The sequence below is a fragment of the Stenotrophomonas sp. KH_052 genome (assembly GCF_057838755.1).
This window is the reverse complement of sequence record NZ_CM174475.1, coordinates 1049617-1066400: the sequence shown is the minus strand read 5'-3', so window position 1 is coordinate 1066400 and position 16784 is coordinate 1049617. Positions and strand designations below refer to the sequence as shown.

Annotated in this window: 17 protein-coding genes; 7 read left to right on the top strand and 10 right to left on the bottom strand. The window is 66.9% G+C overall.

From position 1 onward, the window contains the following. Positions 1-60: 60 nt before the first annotated feature. Both AC3ITW_RS04805 and AC3ITW_RS04800 read left to right on the top strand, forming a co-directional pair. On the top strand, positions 61-1848 hold the full coding sequence (locus AC3ITW_RS04805) for a DUF4153 domain-containing protein (protein ID WP_100467924.1): 1788 nt from the start codon (positions 61-63) through the stop codon (positions 1846-1848). Beyond that, positions 1845-2387 (top strand): DNA-3-methyladenine glycosylase I, encoded by a 543-nt coding sequence (locus tag AC3ITW_RS04800; protein ID WP_489390111.1) that lies wholly within the window; start codon positions 1845-1847, stop codon positions 2385-2387. The genes AC3ITW_RS04805 and AC3ITW_RS04800 overlap by 4 nt, the downstream gene beginning before the upstream one ends. 73 nt (positions 2388-2460) lie before the next feature. Here the strand turns inward: AC3ITW_RS04800 and AC3ITW_RS04795 are convergent, their stop codons facing one another. The 3 genes from AC3ITW_RS04795 to AC3ITW_RS04785 form a co-directional block, all read right to left on the bottom strand. Further along, a complete protein-coding gene (locus AC3ITW_RS04795) occupies positions 2461-3168 on the bottom strand; it encodes a YitT family protein (RefSeq protein ID WP_012510275.1) in 708 nt (235 codons plus the stop codon). Between the two features lie 93 nt (positions 3169-3261). Next, the gene (locus tag AC3ITW_RS04790; protein ID WP_032969133.1) at positions 3262-3711 is read right to left on the bottom strand and encodes a GNAT family N-acetyltransferase; all 450 of its coding nucleotides are present in this window, start codon (positions 3709-3711) and stop codon (positions 3262-3264) included. Positions 3712-3807: 96 nt separating this feature from the next. Beyond that, on the bottom strand, positions 3808-4017 hold the full coding sequence (locus AC3ITW_RS04785) for a DUF4287 domain-containing protein (RefSeq protein ID WP_012510273.1): 210 nt from the start codon (positions 4015-4017) through the stop codon (positions 3808-3810). A gap of 93 nt (positions 4018-4110) precedes the next feature. Between AC3ITW_RS04785 and AC3ITW_RS04780 the strand changes: the two genes are divergently transcribed. Continuing rightward, complete coding sequence (locus tag AC3ITW_RS04780) at positions 4111-5010, top strand: LysR family transcriptional regulator (protein ID WP_153675053.1); 900 nt, start codon at positions 4111-4113, stop codon at positions 5008-5010. 55 nt (positions 5011-5065) lie between these two features. Here the strand turns inward: AC3ITW_RS04780 and AC3ITW_RS04775 are convergent, their stop codons facing one another. The 3 genes from AC3ITW_RS04775 to AC3ITW_RS04765 form a co-directional block, all read right to left on the bottom strand. After that, complete coding sequence (locus AC3ITW_RS04775) at positions 5066-6049, bottom strand: aldo/keto reductase (protein WP_004147103.1); 984 nt, start codon at positions 6047-6049, stop codon at positions 5066-5068. A gap of 152 nt (positions 6050-6201) precedes the next feature. After that, positions 6202-7296 carry a PilT/PilU family type 4a pilus ATPase gene (locus AC3ITW_RS04770; protein ID WP_043033789.1) on the bottom strand — a complete coding sequence of 365 codons (1095 nt, stop codon included), beginning with the start codon at positions 7294-7296 and terminating at the stop codon, positions 6202-6204. A 132-nt stretch (positions 7297-7428) separates the two neighbouring features. Then, a complete protein-coding gene (locus AC3ITW_RS04765; RefSeq protein ID WP_004147099.1) occupies positions 7429-8466 on the bottom strand; it encodes a type IV pilus twitching motility protein PilT in 1038 nt (345 codons plus the stop codon). A gap of 87 nt (positions 8467-8553) precedes the next feature. Between AC3ITW_RS04765 and AC3ITW_RS04760 the strand changes: the two genes are divergently transcribed. Next, positions 8554-9231 (top strand): YggS family pyridoxal phosphate-dependent enzyme, encoded by a 678-nt coding sequence (locus AC3ITW_RS04760; RefSeq protein ID WP_100434151.1) that lies wholly within the window; start codon positions 8554-8556, stop codon positions 9229-9231. Between the two features lie 18 nt (positions 9232-9249). Beyond that, the gene (gene proC, locus AC3ITW_RS04755) at positions 9250-10071 is read left to right on the top strand and encodes a pyrroline-5-carboxylate reductase (protein WP_004147074.1); all 822 of its coding nucleotides are present in this window, start codon (positions 9250-9252) and stop codon (positions 10069-10071) included. A gap of 59 nt (positions 10072-10130) precedes the next feature. Here the strand turns inward: proC and AC3ITW_RS04750 are convergent, their stop codons facing one another. Next, complete coding sequence (locus AC3ITW_RS04750) at positions 10131-11006, bottom strand: LysR family transcriptional regulator (protein ID WP_197584355.1); 876 nt, start codon at positions 11004-11006, stop codon at positions 10131-10133. 100 nt (positions 11007-11106) lie between these two features. On the opposite strand from AC3ITW_RS04750, the gene AC3ITW_RS04745 reads away from it, so the two are divergent. Then, complete coding sequence (locus AC3ITW_RS04745) at positions 11107-11709, top strand: short chain dehydrogenase (RefSeq protein WP_489390110.1); 603 nt, start codon at positions 11107-11109, stop codon at positions 11707-11709. 72 nt (positions 11710-11781) lie between these two features. Here AC3ITW_RS04745 and soxR read toward each other — a convergent pair whose 3' ends face one another. Then, positions 11782-12216: a redox-sensitive transcriptional activator SoxR gene (gene soxR / locus AC3ITW_RS04740; RefSeq protein ID WP_004147068.1), complete on the bottom strand. Its 435-nt coding sequence runs from the start codon at positions 12214-12216 to the stop codon at positions 11782-11784. 29 nt (positions 12217-12245) lie between these two features. On the opposite strand from soxR, the gene AC3ITW_RS04735 reads away from it, so the two are divergent. Then, on the top strand, positions 12246-13667 hold the full coding sequence (locus AC3ITW_RS04735; RefSeq protein ID WP_489390109.1) for an MFS transporter: 1422 nt from the start codon (positions 12246-12248) through the stop codon (positions 13665-13667). Positions 13668-13705: 38 nt separating this feature from the next. Here the strand turns inward: AC3ITW_RS04735 and AC3ITW_RS04730 are convergent, their stop codons facing one another. Together AC3ITW_RS04730 and AC3ITW_RS04725 are read right to left on the bottom strand one after the other, a co-directional pair. Beyond that, the gene (locus AC3ITW_RS04730; RefSeq protein WP_489390108.1) at positions 13706-15727 is read right to left on the bottom strand and encodes an esterase/lipase family protein; all 2022 of its coding nucleotides are present in this window, start codon (positions 15725-15727) and stop codon (positions 13706-13708) included. Beyond that, positions 15727-16701, bottom strand: coding sequence for an Lnb N-terminal periplasmic domain-containing protein (locus tag AC3ITW_RS04725; RefSeq protein WP_012510264.1), 975 nt, complete (start codon positions 16699-16701; stop codon positions 15727-15729). Before AC3ITW_RS04725 ends, AC3ITW_RS04730 begins: the two co-directional genes overlap by 1 nt. Between the last annotated feature and the right edge of the window lie 83 nt (positions 16702-16784).

The following is a 16784-nucleotide window of genomic DNA, read 5'->3' as shown; positions in this document are numbered from 1 at the left end:
TCGCGCGATGGACGCGCGCGGCGATCGGCTAGGATGGTGCTTTGCCATGGAAGGTCGTCGATGCAGTCTTCATCGCCCCTGACCCTGCCCGCACGCAGCGCCATCGTCCTGATCGCGCTGCTGCAGGGCCTGATGCTGTATGCCGCGCAGGAGCTGTCTGATGCGTGGCCGTTCCGCGATATCGGCTGGCGCTACTGCTGGTACGCCTGGGTGCTGGCCATTCCCAGCGCGGTGGCGCTGAGCCTGGTCGATCTGGGCCAGCGCCGCCTGTGGCTGCAGGCCATGCTCGGCTCGGCGGTGGTGCTGGCGCTGGCCGCCTGGGTCGGCTGGAACCTCAACGGCGAAACCGCACTGGAATCGGGCGCACTGCAGTTCCCGCTGACCCTGGGCATGGCCGTGGCAGTGTTCGTGGCCCTGCCCTGGTGGCAGTTCCAGCTGCAGCATGGGCATTGGCGCGCCAGCTATCCGGAGCTGTTCGAGCGTGCCTGGCAGAACGGCCTGACCCTGGCCCTGGCGGCGCTGTTCACCGGGCTGACCTGGCTGCTGCTGTGGCTGTGGGCGGCCCTGTTCCAGCTGCTGGACGTGACCTTCTTCCGCGATCTGTTCCGGCAGGACGCGTTCATCGCGCTGGCCACCGGCAGCCTGGCCGGGTTTGGTGTGCTGATCGGGCGCACCCAGCACCGCGCGATCCAGATCACCCGCCAGGTGCTGTTCGCGATCTGTCGCGGGCTGCTGCCGCTGCTCTCGTTCATCGCCGTGCTGTTCGTGCTGAGCCTGCCGCTGACCGGGCTGGAACCGCTGTGGAAGACCCGTTCCGCCGCCAGCCTGCTGCTGGTGCTGTCGCTGCTGCTGGTGTCGTTCACCAATGCGGTCTACCAGCAGGGCGACGACACCGCGCCCTACCCCCTGCTGCTGCGCCGGCTGGTCGAGGCCAGCCTGCTGGCGCTGCCGGTCTATGCGGTGCTGGCGCTGTATGCACTGGGCCTGCGCGTGGTGCAGTACGGCTGGACCCTGGACCGCTTCTGGGCGGTGCTGATCGCGCTGGCCGTGGCCGGCTATGCGCTGGGCTACGCGTTGGCGGTAGTGCGCCGGCGGGGCCGCTGGCTGCAGACGCTGGAGCCGATCAACCGTTGGATGTGCTGGGCCGTGCTGGCACTGGCATTGCTGGGCAACTCGCCGCTGCTGGACCCGGTGCGGCTGACCCTGTCCAGCCAGCTGGCGCGGCTGCGTGCGGACCCGCCGGCGATCACCAGCAGCGACGTCAACGTGCTGCGCTTCGACCTCGGCCACCGTGGCGTGCAGGCGTTGCGCGAACTGCAGGACGATCCGGCGATCATCGCCGATGCCAACGCGCCGCAGGTGATCGCCGATGCGCTGGCACGCACCTCACGCTGGGACGGCGGCACCCGCCTGGACAAGGGCCCGCAGGATATCGCCGCCCTGCAGCGCGCGCTGAAGCTGGCCAAGGGATCCAGCTCGCCACCGGACGATTGGTGGCAGGCACTGGCCACCCGCGCGATCAACGGCGAATCCTGCGCCCAGAGCGAGCGCGACTGCCTGATCGTGCATCGTGACCTGGATGGCGACGGCAGCGCCGAGGTGCTGCTGTGCGAGCTGTACAACATCCGTGGGCCGGACTGCGTGCTGTACGCGCGCGGCAAGGACACGCGCTGGCATCGGGCCGGTTCGCTGTTCGGTGCCGCCAGCGGCCAGGCCGAGGCGATCAACCAGGCCCTGCGTGACGGCAAACTCACGCTTGTGCCACCGCGCTGGCCGATGCTGTCCATCGGCGGGCGCCCCGCAGTGGCCATCGATCCCGAACCCGAATCCAACGAGTCTTCCCCATGAGCGGTTACTGCCTCATCGCCCCGGGCCATCCGGTGCACGACTACTACCACGCCAACGAATACGGCTTCCCGCAGCGTGACGAGCGCGAGCTGTTCGAGCGACTGGTGCTGGAGATCAACCAGGCCGGGCTGAGCTGGGAGACCATCCTGAAGAAGCGCGAGGGCTTCCGCGCGGCCTATGACGGCTTCGATGTGGATCGGGTTGCAGCCTATGCCGAGCAGGACATCGAACGGCTGCTGTCGGACGCGGGCATCATCCGCAACCGGCTGAAGGTGCTGGCGGCGATCCACAACGCGCAGGTGATCCAGCAGCTGCGGGGCAACCACGGCAGCTTCGCGGCGTGGCTGGACGCGCACCATCCGCGCAGCAAGGCCGACTGGGTGAAGCTGTTCAAGAAGACGTTCCGCTTCACCGGCGGCGAGATCACCGGCGAGTTCCTGATGAGCCTGGGCTACCTGCCCGGTGCGCACGCCGAGGACTGCCCGGTGCATGCGCGGCTGCTGAAGCTGTCGCCGCCGTGGTTGCAGGCCTCCCGGTAGTGCCGGCCGCTGGCCGGCAGCCTCGGAATGCTGCAGGTGTTGCCGGCCAGCGGCCGGCACTACCGTCGAATCGTCACACGCCCATGTAACGGCCCGGGCGGTGGTTGAACATCAGCACCAGGCTGAGCACCACCGCGCCGATGGCCGAGTACAACACCTTCGACGGCGACAGCACGAAGAAAGCAGCCACCATCAGGCAGGCGTCGTAGGACATCTGCACCTTGCCGGCGCTCCAGCCACGGGTGCGCTGCAGGTACACGGCGAGAATGCCGATGCCGCCGAGACTGGCGCGGTGGCGGATGAAGAACAGGATGCCCAGGCCGGACAACGCGCCACCAACAATCGCCGAATACAGCGGGTTGATGTGCGAGAAATCGATCCAGCGCGGCAGCAGGTCGGTCAGCACGCCACAGGCGGTGACCGCAGCAAAGGTCTTCAGGGTGAATTCCCAGCCCATGCGCCGCAGTGCCACCCAGTAGAACGGCAGATTGACCAGCACGAACACCAGGCCGAAGTTCCAGCCCATCGAGTAGTGCAGCAGGAAGGCCATGCCGGCCATGCCGCCGATCATCAGCCCACCCTTGGCGAAGATGGCCAGGCCCAGCGAGGCCACCATCGTGGCCAGCACCATGCCCTGCACGTCCTCGGCAATCGAGTGGCGCAGCGCTTTTTCGTCGGCGGTGGTGCCGGCGCTGTCGGGCGGTGGGGTCAGCGGACCAGCGGTGACCAGGTGGCCGTCAGCGTCGTCGCACGGCGCGGAGCCATGGGCGGGAAGGGACATACGGGTGGGGGAACAGCAGGTGGGGAGCGATATTAGACACGATCTGCATGACAGTTGCAGATGAAATCGTTCAGCTGCGCTCGCCCATTCAGGTTATTTCGGAGGTGTCACCGGCAGCACGGCCAGCATGTCCTCGCCATCGTCGTCCATGCCGGTCTCGACGAAACCGAAGCTGCCATAGAAGGCGCCCGCCACCGGATTGTGCGGGTTGTAGCAGATCTCGATCTCGGCCAGACCGGGCGTATCCCGGATCTGCGCCAGCGCCAGTTCCAGCGCGCGCCGCCCGATGCCGCGCCCCTGCCAGCGCTGATCGACCATGAAGCGCCAGATCGAGATGCGCTGCGGCGTCTCCGGCACCCACATGAAGAATCCAACCAGCTCGCCATCGGCCTGGATGGCACGGGTCTGGTAGCCGGGATGGAATGCGGCCTGCACCAGCGACCAGGTGTTGCCGGCGACGAAATCCTGCTGCGCCTCACTGACGTCGAGGTCGCACACGGCTTCGTAGTTGTCGACGGTGATCGTGTCCAGCGTGACCTGCATATGGGCGTCCTGCCTCGGGATGAACGCCCAGTCTGCCTGACTCTGGATGCCGTGTGGCCTGACCCCACACGACCGTTCAGCGCAGCGTTGCCTGCCTCATCCCTTCCCGGCCAGATGGTGCGCCACCAGCGCGTTGGCGTGGCCATGGCCCAGCCCATGCTCGCTTTTAAGGAAGCTCACCAGTTCCATGTGTTTCAGCCCAGGCTGCTTCGCCAGCAGCCCGAACCAGTGCGTCACCGGCTGACCGTAGGTCTTCTCGATGGAGGGAAAGTACGAGGCCGGGCCCTTGGGCTTTTCAGTGCTCATGCGGAAGCTCCTTGCGATGGATGTACCGGTACGACGAACCGGGGAGCCGGAAATCGACAGATCCGTTCAATCCGGGAGCCGTATCATCCCTTCATGCCCCGTGAAAACCTCAACGACCTGCAGGCCTTCGTCCACGTTGCCCGCGAAGGCAGCTTCACCAGGGCCGCCGCCCAGCTGGGCGTTTCCCAGTCGGCGCTCAGCCATGCCATGCGCGGGCTGGAAGAGCGACTCGGCGTGCGCCTGCTGACCCGCACCACCCGCAGCGTGTCCACCACCGAGGCTGGCGCCCGCCTGCTCGATACCCTCGCCCCGCGCCTGGCCGAGATCGAGGACGAACTGGCCGCACTGGCCGAGTACCGCGAGCGACCGGCCGGCACCATCCGCATCAATGCGACCGGCCATGCCGCCGAGTACATCGCCTGGCCGCGGCTGGCGCCATTGCTGCAGCAGTATCCGGACCTGAAGGTGGAACTGGCTGCCGACTACGGGCTGGCCGACATCGTCGCCGAGCGCTACGACATCGGCATCCGCCTCGGCGAACGGCTGGCGCGCGACATGATCGCCGTGCCGGTCAGCCCGCCGCTGCGCATGCGCGTGGTCGGTGCGCCCAGCTACTTCCGCCAGCACGTGGTACCGCGGCATCCGAACGACTTGGCCGAGCACAACTGCGTGACCTTGCGGCTGCCCACGCATGGCGGGCTGATGCCGTGGGATTTCGGCCAGGACGGCAACGAGCTGAGCGTACGCGTGAGCGGCCAGTGGATCTTCAACAGCATGGGCATGACCCGTGCTGCCGCATTGGCCGGCAGCGGCCTCGCCTGGCTGCCGGAAGACCAGGTGCAGCCGATGCTGGACGATGGCCGGCTGCAGTCGGTGCTGGACGACTGGTGCCCGCACTTCGATGGCTACTACGCGTATTACCCGTCACGCCGCCACGTCACCGTGGCGATGCGCACGGTGCTTGATGCGCTGCGCGGGCCGATGGGGAGTTGAGGAGTGCGGACCAACGGTCCGCACCCACCACCAACGGTCCGCACCCACCTGGTGATCAACCCTTCGCCTGCGCGGCGCGCTGCGCGTTGTAGCGCTCGCCGACGATGGAGATTTCCTCCAACGTCTGCGCGATGCGTTGCAGTTCCTCCGGCGCCAGCTGCAGGTCGGCCGCGCCCAGGTTTTCTTCCAGGCGATGGATCTTGGTGGTGCCCGGAATCGGCACGATCCACGGCGCCTGCGCCAGCAGCCAGGCCAGCGCCACCTGCGCCGGGGTGGCGCCACGGGCCGCGGCGATCGTGCTGATGCGGTCAACCAGCGCCTGATTGGCTCGACGCGCCTCCACTTCAAAACGCGGCACGGTGTTGCGGAAGTCGTTGGCGTCGAAGGTGGTGTCGGCGTTGATCGCGCCGGTCAGGAAACCACGGCCAAGCGGGCTGAACGGTACGAAGCCGATGCCCAGTTCCTGCAACGTGGGCAGCAGCTCGCGCTCCGGCTCACGCCACCACAGCGAGTACTCGCTCTGCACGGCGGCCACTGGCTGCACCGCATGCGCACGGCGAACGGTCGCGGCGCTGGCCTCGGACAGGCCGAAGTGGCCGACCTTGCCCTCGGCGATCAGGTCGCGAACGGTGCCAGCGACATCCTCGATCGGCACGTTGGGGTCGACGCGGTGCTGGTAGAACAGGTCGATATGGTCGGTGCGCAGGCGCTTGAGGCTGGCCTCGGCCACCGCGCGGATGTTCTCGGGACGGCTGTCCAGCCCGGTATCGACGCGCGCATCCTTGAAGCCGAACTTGGTGGCGATCACCAGCCTGTCGCGGTACGGCGCCAACGCCTCGCCGAGCAGGTCTTCGTTGGTGTAGGGGCCGTACACTTCGGCGGTGTCGAAGAAGGTCACGCCACGCTCGACGGCGGCCTGCAGCAGGGCGATGCCCTGGCCCCGCTCCACCGGTTGGCCGTAGCCATGGCTCAGGCCCATGCAGCCCAGGCCGAGGGCGGAAACCTTCAGGCCACTGCGGCCGAGTTCACGTGTCTGCATCGTCGTGCTCCAGAGGGGGAGCGCTGACGATACGCCTGCAGAGCCCACGGATTGAATGGGCAGCATTGCAGTTGGTCATGACTGGAATTCATCAATGCGCGGAGCCGCCCGCCCGTAGAGTGGAGCTTGCTCGACTCTACGGAACACGCAGATCACCGGATCTCGGAGATCTCCACGCCATCCAGCCCCTGCGACAGGGTGCGGGCGTCGCCGCCCTGGCTGAGCTTGATGCGCAGGCGCACTTCGTTCTGCGAATCGGCGTAGCGCAGTGCGTCCTCGTAGCTGATCTCGCCGGCCTGGTACAGCTCGAACAGGCTCTGGTCGAAGGTCTTCATGCCCAGCTGGACCGAATCCTTCATCACTTCCTTCAGCTTGTGGATCTCGCCATCGCGGATGTAGTCCTGCACCAGCGGCGTGCCCAGCAGGATCTCCATCGCCACCTTGCGCGAGCGGCCATCGGGCGACGGTACCAGCTGCTGCGCAACCACGCCCTTCAGGTTCAGCGACAGATCCATCAGCAACTGGTTGCGACGATCTTCCGGGAAGAAGTTGACGATGCGGTCCATCGCCTGGTTGGCGTTGTTGGCATGCAGGGTGCACAGCACCAGGTGGCCGGTTTCGGCGAACGCGATGGCGTGGTCCATGCCTTCGCGGGTACGCACTTCGCCGATCATGATCACATCCGGCGCCTGGCGCAGGGTGTTCTTCAGCGCGGCTTCCCAGCTGTCGGTATCGATGCCGACTTCGCGCTGGGTGATGATGCAGCCTTCATGCTTGTGCACGAATTCGATCGGGTCTTCGATGGTGATGATGTGGCCGGTCGAGTTCTGGTTGCGGTAGCCGATCATCGCTGCCAGCGAGGTCGATTTACCGGTACCGGTGGCGCCGACGAACAGGATGATGCCGCGCTTGGTCATCGCCAGCGTCTTGATGATCGGCGGCAGGCTCAGCTCTTCCACGGTGGGAATGCGCGTCTCGATACGACGCAGCACCATGCCCACCTGGTTGCGCTGGTAGAAGCAGCTGACACGGAAGCGGCCGACACCGGACAGGCCGATGGCGAAGTTGCACTCGTGGGTCTTTTCGAACTCTTCGCGCTGCGCCGGGGTCATCACGTTCAGCACCAGGTCGCGGCTCTGCTGCGGGGTCAGTGGTGTCTGCGTGATCGGCGAGATCTTGCCGTTGACCTTCATCGCCGGCGGCATGCCTGCAGTGATGAACAGGTCCGAGGCGCGCTGGTGCGCCATCAGCTTGAGGAACGATGTGAAATCGATGGTGGTGGCGGTGGTGTTCACGAAAGGCTCCAGGAATCGGTCGGTGGAGGGGACATCGCGGGGACGGCCGCGCCTTGCTGCGCGCTGCCCCGCCATTGCCTCGCCTTACTCGAACAGACGCTTGTCCTTGGCGTACTCGCGGGCCTGGTTGCGGGTGATCAGGCTGCGCTTGACCAGGTCCTGCAAGTGCTGGTCCAGGGTCATCATGCCGTACTGCTGGCCGGTCTGGATGGCCGAATACATCTGCGCGACCTTGTCCTCCCGGATCAGGTTGCGGATGGCCGGGGTGCCGACCATGATTTCCCACGCAGCGGTACGACCACCGCCGACCTTCTTCAGCAGCGCCTGCGAGATCACTGCACGCAGCGACTCGGACAGCATCGAGCGCACCATCGGCTTTTCGCCGGCCGGGAACACGTCAATGATGCGGTCGATGGTCTTGGCGGCCGAACTGGTGTGCAGGGTCCCGAACACCAGGTGGCCGGTTTCCGCCGCGGTCAGCGCCAGGCGGATGGTTTCCAGGTCACGCAGTTCGCCGACCAGGATGATGTCCGGATCCTCACGCAGTGCCGAGCGCAGCGCTTCGTTGAAGCCATGCGTATCACGGTGCACTTCGCGCTGGTTGATCAGGCACTTCTGCGAGGTGTGCACGAATTCGATCGGATCCTCGACGGTGAGGATGTGGCCGTACTCGTTCTTGTTGATGTAGTCGATCATCGCCGCCAGCGTGGTCGACTTGCCCGAACCGGTCGGGCCGGTGACCAGGATCAGGCCCTGCGGCTGCTGGATCACTTCGCGGAACAGCGGCGGGCAGGCCAGGTCCTCGAGGGTGAGCACCTCGGACGGAATGGTACGGAACACCGCACCGGCGCCGCGGTTCTGGTTGAACGCATTGACACGGAAGCGCGCCAGCGACGGGATCTCGAAGGAGAAGTCCACTTCGAGGAATTCCTCGTAATCGCGGCGCTGCTTGTCGGACATGATGTCGTACACCAGCGCGTGGACCTGTTTGTGGTCCAGGGCTGGGATGTTGATCCGGCGCACGTCGCCGTCCACGCGGATCATCGGCGGCAGGCCTGCGGACAGATGCAGGTCGGACGCTTTGTTCTTTACGGAAAACGCCAACAGCTCGGCGATATCCATGAGCGGCTACTCCCCAATAACGGCTTCGACTGGAAGGATCTTTCCCCGGGCGGCAGTATAGCCTCCTGATTCAACGGAACGCGTTACGTGGCCACTCCCCTGCCCCAGATCCTGAGCAACCTGCATGCCGCCGCCGAGGCCGCTGGCAGGCCCGATCCACGCCTGCTGGCGGTGTCCAAGACCCAGCCGGCCGAGGCCGTGGCCGCGCTGGCCGCACAGGGCCAGCACGCCTTCGGCGAGAACTACGTGCAGGAAGCACTGGCCAAGATGCAGGCGCTGCAGCACCTGGACCTGGAATGGCACCTGATCGGCCACCTGCAGTCGAACAAGGCCGAGGCCGTGGCCAGCCACTTCGACTGGGTGCAGAGCGTGGACCGGCCCAAGCTGGTGACCGCGCTGGCACGCCATCGCCCCGTCGCACGCGGCCCGCTGAACGTGCTGATCCAGGTCAACATCGACGACGAATCCAGCAAGCACGGCTGTGCACCAGAGGATGTGGACGCGCTGGCTGCCGCCATTGCCGCCGAACCCAGCCTGCGCCTGCGCGGTCTGATGGCGATTCCCGCACCGTGGCCCGAGGCCGAGCGCCGCCGGGATGCATTCGTGCGCATGCGCACACTTTTCCAGTCGTTGGTTGCCCAGCACGCGCAGATCGACACGCTGTCGATGGGCATGAGCAGCGACTACGCCGAGGCCATCGCCGAGGGCGCCACCCTGGTGCGTATCGGCACCGCTCTGTTCGGCGCGCGCCCGCGCCCGGCCTGATATTCCAAGGAGACTTCCATGGCAGTTGATTCCATCACCTTCATCGGCGGCGGCAACATGGCCCGCAGCCTGATCGCCGGCTTGATCCGCCAGGGCGTGCCTGCCGCGCACATCCACGTGGCCGAACCAGTGGCCGCATTGCGCGAGTCACTGGCTGCCGACTTCGGCGTGCAGGTGCACGACAACGCCGCTGATGCCGCCGCACAGGGCAATACCTGGCTGCTGGCGGTGAAGCCGCAGGTACTGCGCGATGTATGCCAGTCGCTGCAGGCGCTGGCACAGGCGAACCGACCGCTGGTGGTGTCGATTGCCGCCGGCATCACCAGCACGCAGCTTGAACGCTGGCTGGGCGGGAACCTGCCGGTGGTGCGCGCGATGCCGAACACGCCGGCCCTGCTCGGCGCCGGCGTGACCGGCCTGTACGCCACCGCGTCGGTGGACGCGCAGCAGCACGCACGCGCCGAACAGGTGCTGGCCAGTGCCGGGCGCACGGTGTGGATCGACAGCGAGTCGCTGATGGATTCGGTCACCGCGGTCTCCGGCAGTGGGCCGGCCTATGTGTTCCTGCTGGCCGAAGCGATGGAAGCGGCGGGTATCGCACAGGGCCTGCCTGCAGAAGCGGCGCGCACGCTGGTGGTGCAGACCCTGCTGGGTGCCTCGCGCATGCTCGATGAAGCCGGCGAAAGCCCGGCCGAACTGCGTCGCCGCGTGACCTCGCCGAACGGCACCACCCAAGCCGCGATCGAGAGCTTCCAGGCCGGTGGTTTCGAGGCGCTGGTGGATACGGCGCTGCGCGCCGCGCAGGTGCGTGGGCAGGAACTGTCTGCGGCGAATGATTGATCCCGATGTGTGCCGACCAACGGCCGGCACCTACCATCATCCACGCATGGCGTGGATGCTCACTGCCCCAATGTGGCCATGACGAAATCGACGAAGCACTGCAGGCGCGGACGCGGCCGTCGATCCGGCAGGTAGATCAGGTGCATCGGTCGCGGTTCCGGCAGGTAGTCGCGCAGCAGGGGCTTCAACCGCCCTGCCCCGATCTCGCCGGCCAGCAGTGCGGTCGGTTGCAGCACCAGCCCTGCCCCGGCGACGGCGGCCTCGCGCAGTGCAACACCATCATTGCAGGTCAGCCGCGCCTCCCAATCCACCTGTTCACCGTTGGCCAGCTGCCAGCCATGGCCACCGCGCCAGGCCAGATGGCTCAGGCAGTCATGCCCGGCCAGATCCTCAGGGGTGCGCGGCGTGCCACGCCGGCGCAGATAGGACGGTGCCGCGCACAGGCTCATCGCGTACGGTGGCAACGGCCGCGCCACCACTTCCTGTGACGGCAGCGGCCCAACGCGGATTGCCACGTCGAAGCCATCCTCGATCAGGTCCACGCGGCGGTTGCTCAGGTCCAGTTCGATGTTCAGCAACGGCTGCTCACGCAGCAGCCCGGACAGTACCGGCGCCAGCACGCAGCTGCCCCAGGTGGTCGGCGCGCTGACCCGCAGCAGGCCCCGTGGCTGCACCTGCAGGCCGGCGACATCGGCCTCGGCCTGCTGCACCTGCTCCAGCACCTGCCGACAACCGGCCAGGTAGGCGCTGCCGGCTTCGGTCAGGCGCTGGCGCCGGGTGTTCCGCTGCAGCAGCGCCGTACCCAGGTGCGCCTCCAGCTGCTGGATGTACTTGCCCACCATCACCGCCGAGACCTGCAGCTGCTCGGCGGCACCGGTGAAGCTGCCGCGCTCGGCCACGGCGACAAAGGCCTGCATGCAGCGAAGCGTCTCCATTGCTAACCCTTAGTTAGGAATCCACTAAGCATACGCACCTTACCGAACCTGGCTGTGACGGCGCAGACTGCGCTCATTCCCCCTCTCGCAAGGAACCGCCGTGAAGATTCTCCTTGTGGGTGCCAGCGGCACCCTCGGCCAGGCGGTCGCACGCCAGCTTGGCCAGCACCACCAGATCCTCGCCGCCGGCCGCACCAGCGGCGAACTGCGCGTGGACCTCACCGACGATGCCAGCGTCGCCGAACTGTTCGCGCGTACCGGCCCGGTCGATGCGGTGATCTCCACCGCCGGCAAGCTGCACTTCGGCCCGCTGCAGGCAATGACCCCGGCGCAGTTCAACATGGGCCTGCAGGACAAGCTGCTCGGCCAGGTACGGCTGGCGCTGGTCGCGCAGCACCACCTCACTGCCGGAGGTTCAATCACGTTGACCAGTGGCATCGTCAGCGCGCAGCCGATCCGCGATGGCGTCAACGCCACCTCGGTGAATGCCGCGCTGGAAGGCTTCGTGCGTGCCGCTGCGCTGGAACTGCTGCCGCGTGGCCTGCGCATCAACGTGGTCAGCCCCAACGTGCTGATCGAATCGATGGCCGCCTACGGGCCCTACTTCCCCGGCTTTGAAGCGGTGAGCGCACAGCGCGCGGCACTGGCCTTCCAGCGCGCGGTGGAAGGCATCCAGAGCGGCGAGACGATCACGGTCTGGTAAGAAAAAGGGGACGGAGGGGATTAAGTCGTTTGTGCACTTGCGACTTAATCCCCTCCGTCCCCTTTTTGTCGGTCACTCCCAGCGCATGGGGCCGTCGCCGCGTTCGCCGAGGACGTCCCCCGGGTTGGCCAGGCGGCAGTGCTGCAGCGACAGGCAGCCACAGCCGATGCAGCCGGTCAGTTCGTCGCGCAGCAGCTGCAGCATGTGGATGCGCTCCTCCAGTTCGGTGCGCCAGCGTGCGGACAGCTTGGCCCAGTCGGCCTTGGTCGGTGCGCGCCCCTCGGGCAGGCTTTCAAAAGCGCGGCCAACGGCTTCCAGCGGCATGCCCACCCGCTGTGCCACGCGGATCACGGCCAGTCGGCGCAGCACGTCACGGCTGTAGCGGCGCTGGTTGCCCGAGGTGCGCAGGCTGCTGATCAGCCCCTTGCGCTCGTAGAAATGCAGCGCGGAAATGGCCACGCCACTGCGCTGGGATACTTCGCCAACGCTCAGATCCTGGGACACCATTACTTGACCTCAACTGCAGTTGAGGTGTCATGCTGCTATCTTCGCCGCCAGTTGACAAGCGCGGCCCGCACCTGACGCGTATGACCCCCACTGCCTCTTCCGTCGACGCCAGCACGTCGGCCGACACTTCGATCCTGTCCGCACGCTACCGCGCCACCACCATCGGCATGGTCGCGCTGGTCGCCCTGCACGCCTTCGAGGCCTTGGCGGTGGCAGCGGCGATGCCGACCGTGGCCGAGGCGCTGGATGGCCTGCGCCTGTATGCACTGGCGTTCGGCGGCACGCTGGCCACCAGCGTGATCGGCATGACCCTGGCCGGGCGCTGGGCCGACCGCCAGGGGCCGGCGCGTCCGCTGTGGTATGGGCTGGCCTGCTTCGTGCTGGGCCTGCTGCTGGCCGGCTTCGCCATGCGCATGGGCATGCTGGTGGCAGGCCGCCTGCTGCAGGGCCTGGGTGCGGGTGCGATCTCAGTCTCGCTGTACGTGATGGTCGGGCGCAGCTACCCCGAGCACCTGCGGCCGAAGGTATTTGCCGCGTTCTCCGCAGGCTGGGTGGTGCCGTCGATGATCGGCCCGGCACTGAGCGGCCTGATCGTGCAGCACCTCGGTTGGCGTTGGGTGTTCCTGGCGGTGCCGCTGCTGGCGGTCCCGGCCGCGCTGCTGCTGCGCCCGGCACTGGCACGCATGCAGCCCACTGATGCTGCCAGCAGCGACGAAGGACGCGGCAACGTGGTGCGCTGGGCCAGCGGTGCCTCGCTGACGGCGCTGCTGCTCTACTTCGGCGGCCAGCAGCGCGGCCTGCCCGCCCTGCTCTGCATTGGCGCAGCGCTGCTGGCGCTGCTGTTCTGCGTGCATCGCCTGCTGCCCGCCGGCACATTGATCCTGCGCCGCGGATTGCCCAGCGTGATCGCGCTGCGCGGCGTCGCGGCGGCCGCATTCTTCGCCTGTGAGGCCTACCTGCCACTGCTGTTGCAGCGCGAACGCGGGCTCTCGCCCAGCTGGGCCGGTGCCGTGCTCAGTCTTGGTGCACTGGGCTGGTTCGCCGGTTCATGGCTGCAGGGCCACCAGCAGCGCGGCTGGTCACGCCAGCAGCTGCTCCGCGTGGGCACACCGCTGATGACGGTCGGCATCGCCGCCACACTGGCCGTGTTGTTCAATCCGGTGCCGCTGCCCGTGGCGCTGGTCGGCTGGGCGGTGACCGGCTTCGGCATGGGCATGATCTACGCCAGCTTGTCGGTGCTGACGCTGTCGTTGTCCTCACCGCACGAGCAGGGTGCCAACACCTCGGCACTGCAGCTGAGCGAGGCGCTGTCGGTGACCACCGCACTGGCGGTTTCCGGTGCACTGTTCGCGCTGTTCGTGCAAAGCGCACCCCACACCGGCTACGTACTGTGCCTGGCGATCACCTTCGGCCTGGCGCTGCTGGCCACGGTGATCGCACGACGGGTGTAGCACCGCCGCATTGCGGGATTGCCGGCCAGCGGCCGGCACTACCGGGTACCCGTCCCCATGTCATCGACGTCGCGATGCAGGATACGCCGCACCTCCAGCACCGCCTGCGGGGTTTCCTGCACGCTGTGGCCGGAGATGATCACCTTCTCCGACAGCGCGCCCGGCAGGTGTGCGCTCCAGTACGGCACCAGCCCATCATCGGACTTCTCCACCGGCAGCTCCGGCTTGCGCTGGGCAATGATCGAGTGGTACTTCAGGCCGGTCTCGATCGGCAGCTGCGCGGCGGCCTTCACGAACGGGTCGCTGGCCTTGAGGTTGTCGATGCTGTTGGGAATCTTCGGCTTGGCGGTACCGTCGACCTGCTGCTCGGCCTGCGCCAGTGCCAGGAACACATCCTCGAACTTGCCGAGGATGGTCAGCGGCAGCCGCACCAGGCGGCCGATCAGGCGACCGACCTTGTTGCCGGCGATGTCGGTGCCCTGGTGCGGAGCAGCGATGAAGATCGCACGCTCCACGTTCGGCTGTGCCTTGAAATGCAGCAGCGGCCCCAGCTTGTTCTGCACCCGCTTCAACCGTTCACCCTTCAGGTCGTAGTTGGCCAGCAGGTCGTTCCACAGTACATCGCCGGAATCGCTCACCAGCAGCCGCGCCAGTACGCCACCCATGCTGTGGCCGATGTAGACCATGTCCTTCGATGCACGCGTACTGCCGTCGGGATCGAAATGCTTCAGCGTGTCGTTGAACGCGTTGGCGATCTCGTAACGGTTCAACGCGATCGGCGCATTGGTCGGGTAGTAGACCTGCCACACCTGGAACTGCTGGCGCAGCTCGGGATCACCCATGATTTCGTTGGCCAGGTTCACCCACGCTTCCGGGCTGCTGGCCAGGCCGTGCAGCATGAAGATGATCCGGCGGTTCGGATCCCACGGCTGCATCAGGTAGATGTGCGGCTCGCCGATGCCCTCGCTCATGCCGAACAGGGTGCGCAGCGACTGCCGCGCGAAGCCACTCTGCGCCAGCCACAGGCCGTAGGCGGCAGTGAAGTTGCCGGCCAGCGGTACCTGCTCACCGTGCAGGGTGATGCGCTCGGTCGCTTCCGGCGAATAGGCATCCAGCTCGACCCGGCGCGTGCGCATCACGTCTTCCAGGCTGCTGCCTTCGAACCGCAGCAGCGCAGTGACGTTGATCGAGGACATCTCACTGAACTCGGGCACCGAATCGTCATGACGATGGCGGCGGCCACGACGCTCGTCGTCTTCATCATCCGGTGCCGTTTCGGCCTTCGGGCCATCCGGTGCGATCACCGGCGCAACCAGCTTCGGCGGATCCATCACCATCACCAGCTCGGCACCGAAGCCATCGCGGCGATAGGTGCTGCGCAGGCCGACAAAGCTGACGGTGCCGGCCGGAACCAGCTGCGCGGGAATGCTCTTCAGGCCCAGCTGCTGGTAATTGGACGCCAGCGACCAGCTGCCAACCGTGATCGGCTTCGTGTAGTCCTCACCGGCCAGTGCAGCGGCACGCGCGCGCACGAACAACACCACCGCCGCCTTTTCGGCCGCGTAGTTGTAGTAGTCACGCACCTGCGTCTGGCGGTCCTCGAAGGCTCGGTCGGACGGCGAGCGGCCGCTGTAGAACAGGTAGGCATAGGCATAGCGCGCGGCCTCCAGCCACGCATCCAGCGCCGCATCGCTCATCGGTGGATCACCGGCAGCGGTCTTCTTCGGCGTCATCGCCAATGCCGCCTTCACCCACAGCTCGGACAGCGCCGACAGGCGTTGTTCGACATTGAGGTCGTCGGTCATCAGCAACGTGCTGCGGCAGACCAGGAAGTCCTTCTCGCACTGCGATTCGTCCAGGCCCGCTGCGCTGAGCGTTTCACGCGCGGCCGGGCTGAGCTTGCCGGTGTTGAGCACATCCGCGCGCTTGTTGACCAGCGAATCACTGGATTTGACCTGCTTGACGGTGACCATCGCGCAGCCGCTGCTGCCCAGCAGCAGGAAGGCGACGAACAACACCGGCAGCAGGCGCTGCCAGCGGGTCAGAAAGAGTTGGGTCATTACTGCGGGTCCTGCTCGGTGCCGGGCACGCCCTGGCGGATCACGGTGGAGAAATGCGCGCCATCACCCAGGTCCAATGCGCGCTGGGTGATGCGGCCCTTGTCGTGCAGCTCGGCGTATGGCACGCCCGGCGTGAGCGCACCGACCTCCTGCGCGTACTCGGCGAGATAGCCGGACAGCAGCAGGCGGTAATCCAGCGGCAGGCGCGGTGCGATGTGGCGGGCCAGGTCGAAGACGATGGTCGTGCAGTTGCTGGTCAGCGTGTTGTAGAAGCCCGGCTTCGCATCCAGCTCGCGCGCCTGCGCGATGTACGCGGCGAACAGTTCCTTCAGCTGTGCGCGGTCCATGCCGTGCAGGCGGTACAGGTAGACATCCTCGCCCCGCGCGTTGGTACGCGTGCGGATGATGTCGGTCTCCTCCGAAGCCACCAGGGTCATCTCGAACTTGCGGAAGAAGCCGCCCAGCGCGGAGAACGACTCACCGCGCTCCTTGCGGATCTCCAGCGAGAACACCACGTGGCGACCATCCTCGAAACCGAACGAGATCAGCGTGTGGGCGATCGCCGGGCCCATCCAGTACGACAGCACCAGGTCGGCCGAGCGCAGCTGGTCCAGGTCGTATTCGCGGCGCACCCAGTGCGCGTCGTAGTCGGTTTCGCTGCGCCAGCTGAAGTCGCGCACGTTGTCCAGCACCACATGGCGCCCGTCGAAGGACACCACATGCAGGCGCTGGGCCACGTCGTCGGCCCATACGCGGTCCTGGCGCGGGGTCAGCAGCAGCCACCACAGGCCGGCCAACGCCAGCGCCACACCGAAGGCCGTGCCCAGGCGGCGCGAGGCACGCCCGCGCGCGACCCGCCACGACGCCCACAGCGCCACCAGCAGCCACAGCACGGCGACGCCGGTGGCCAGCCAACCCGGTCCCGGCAGCTGGTAGGCCAGCAGCCCGCTCACCCACAGCGCCGCCAGCGCCATGGCACTTCCTGTCATCCAACGTCCTGCGGCGTTCACTGGCACCCTGTCGCGGTCTCGAAGCCGCATAGTTAGCCACAAGCGGG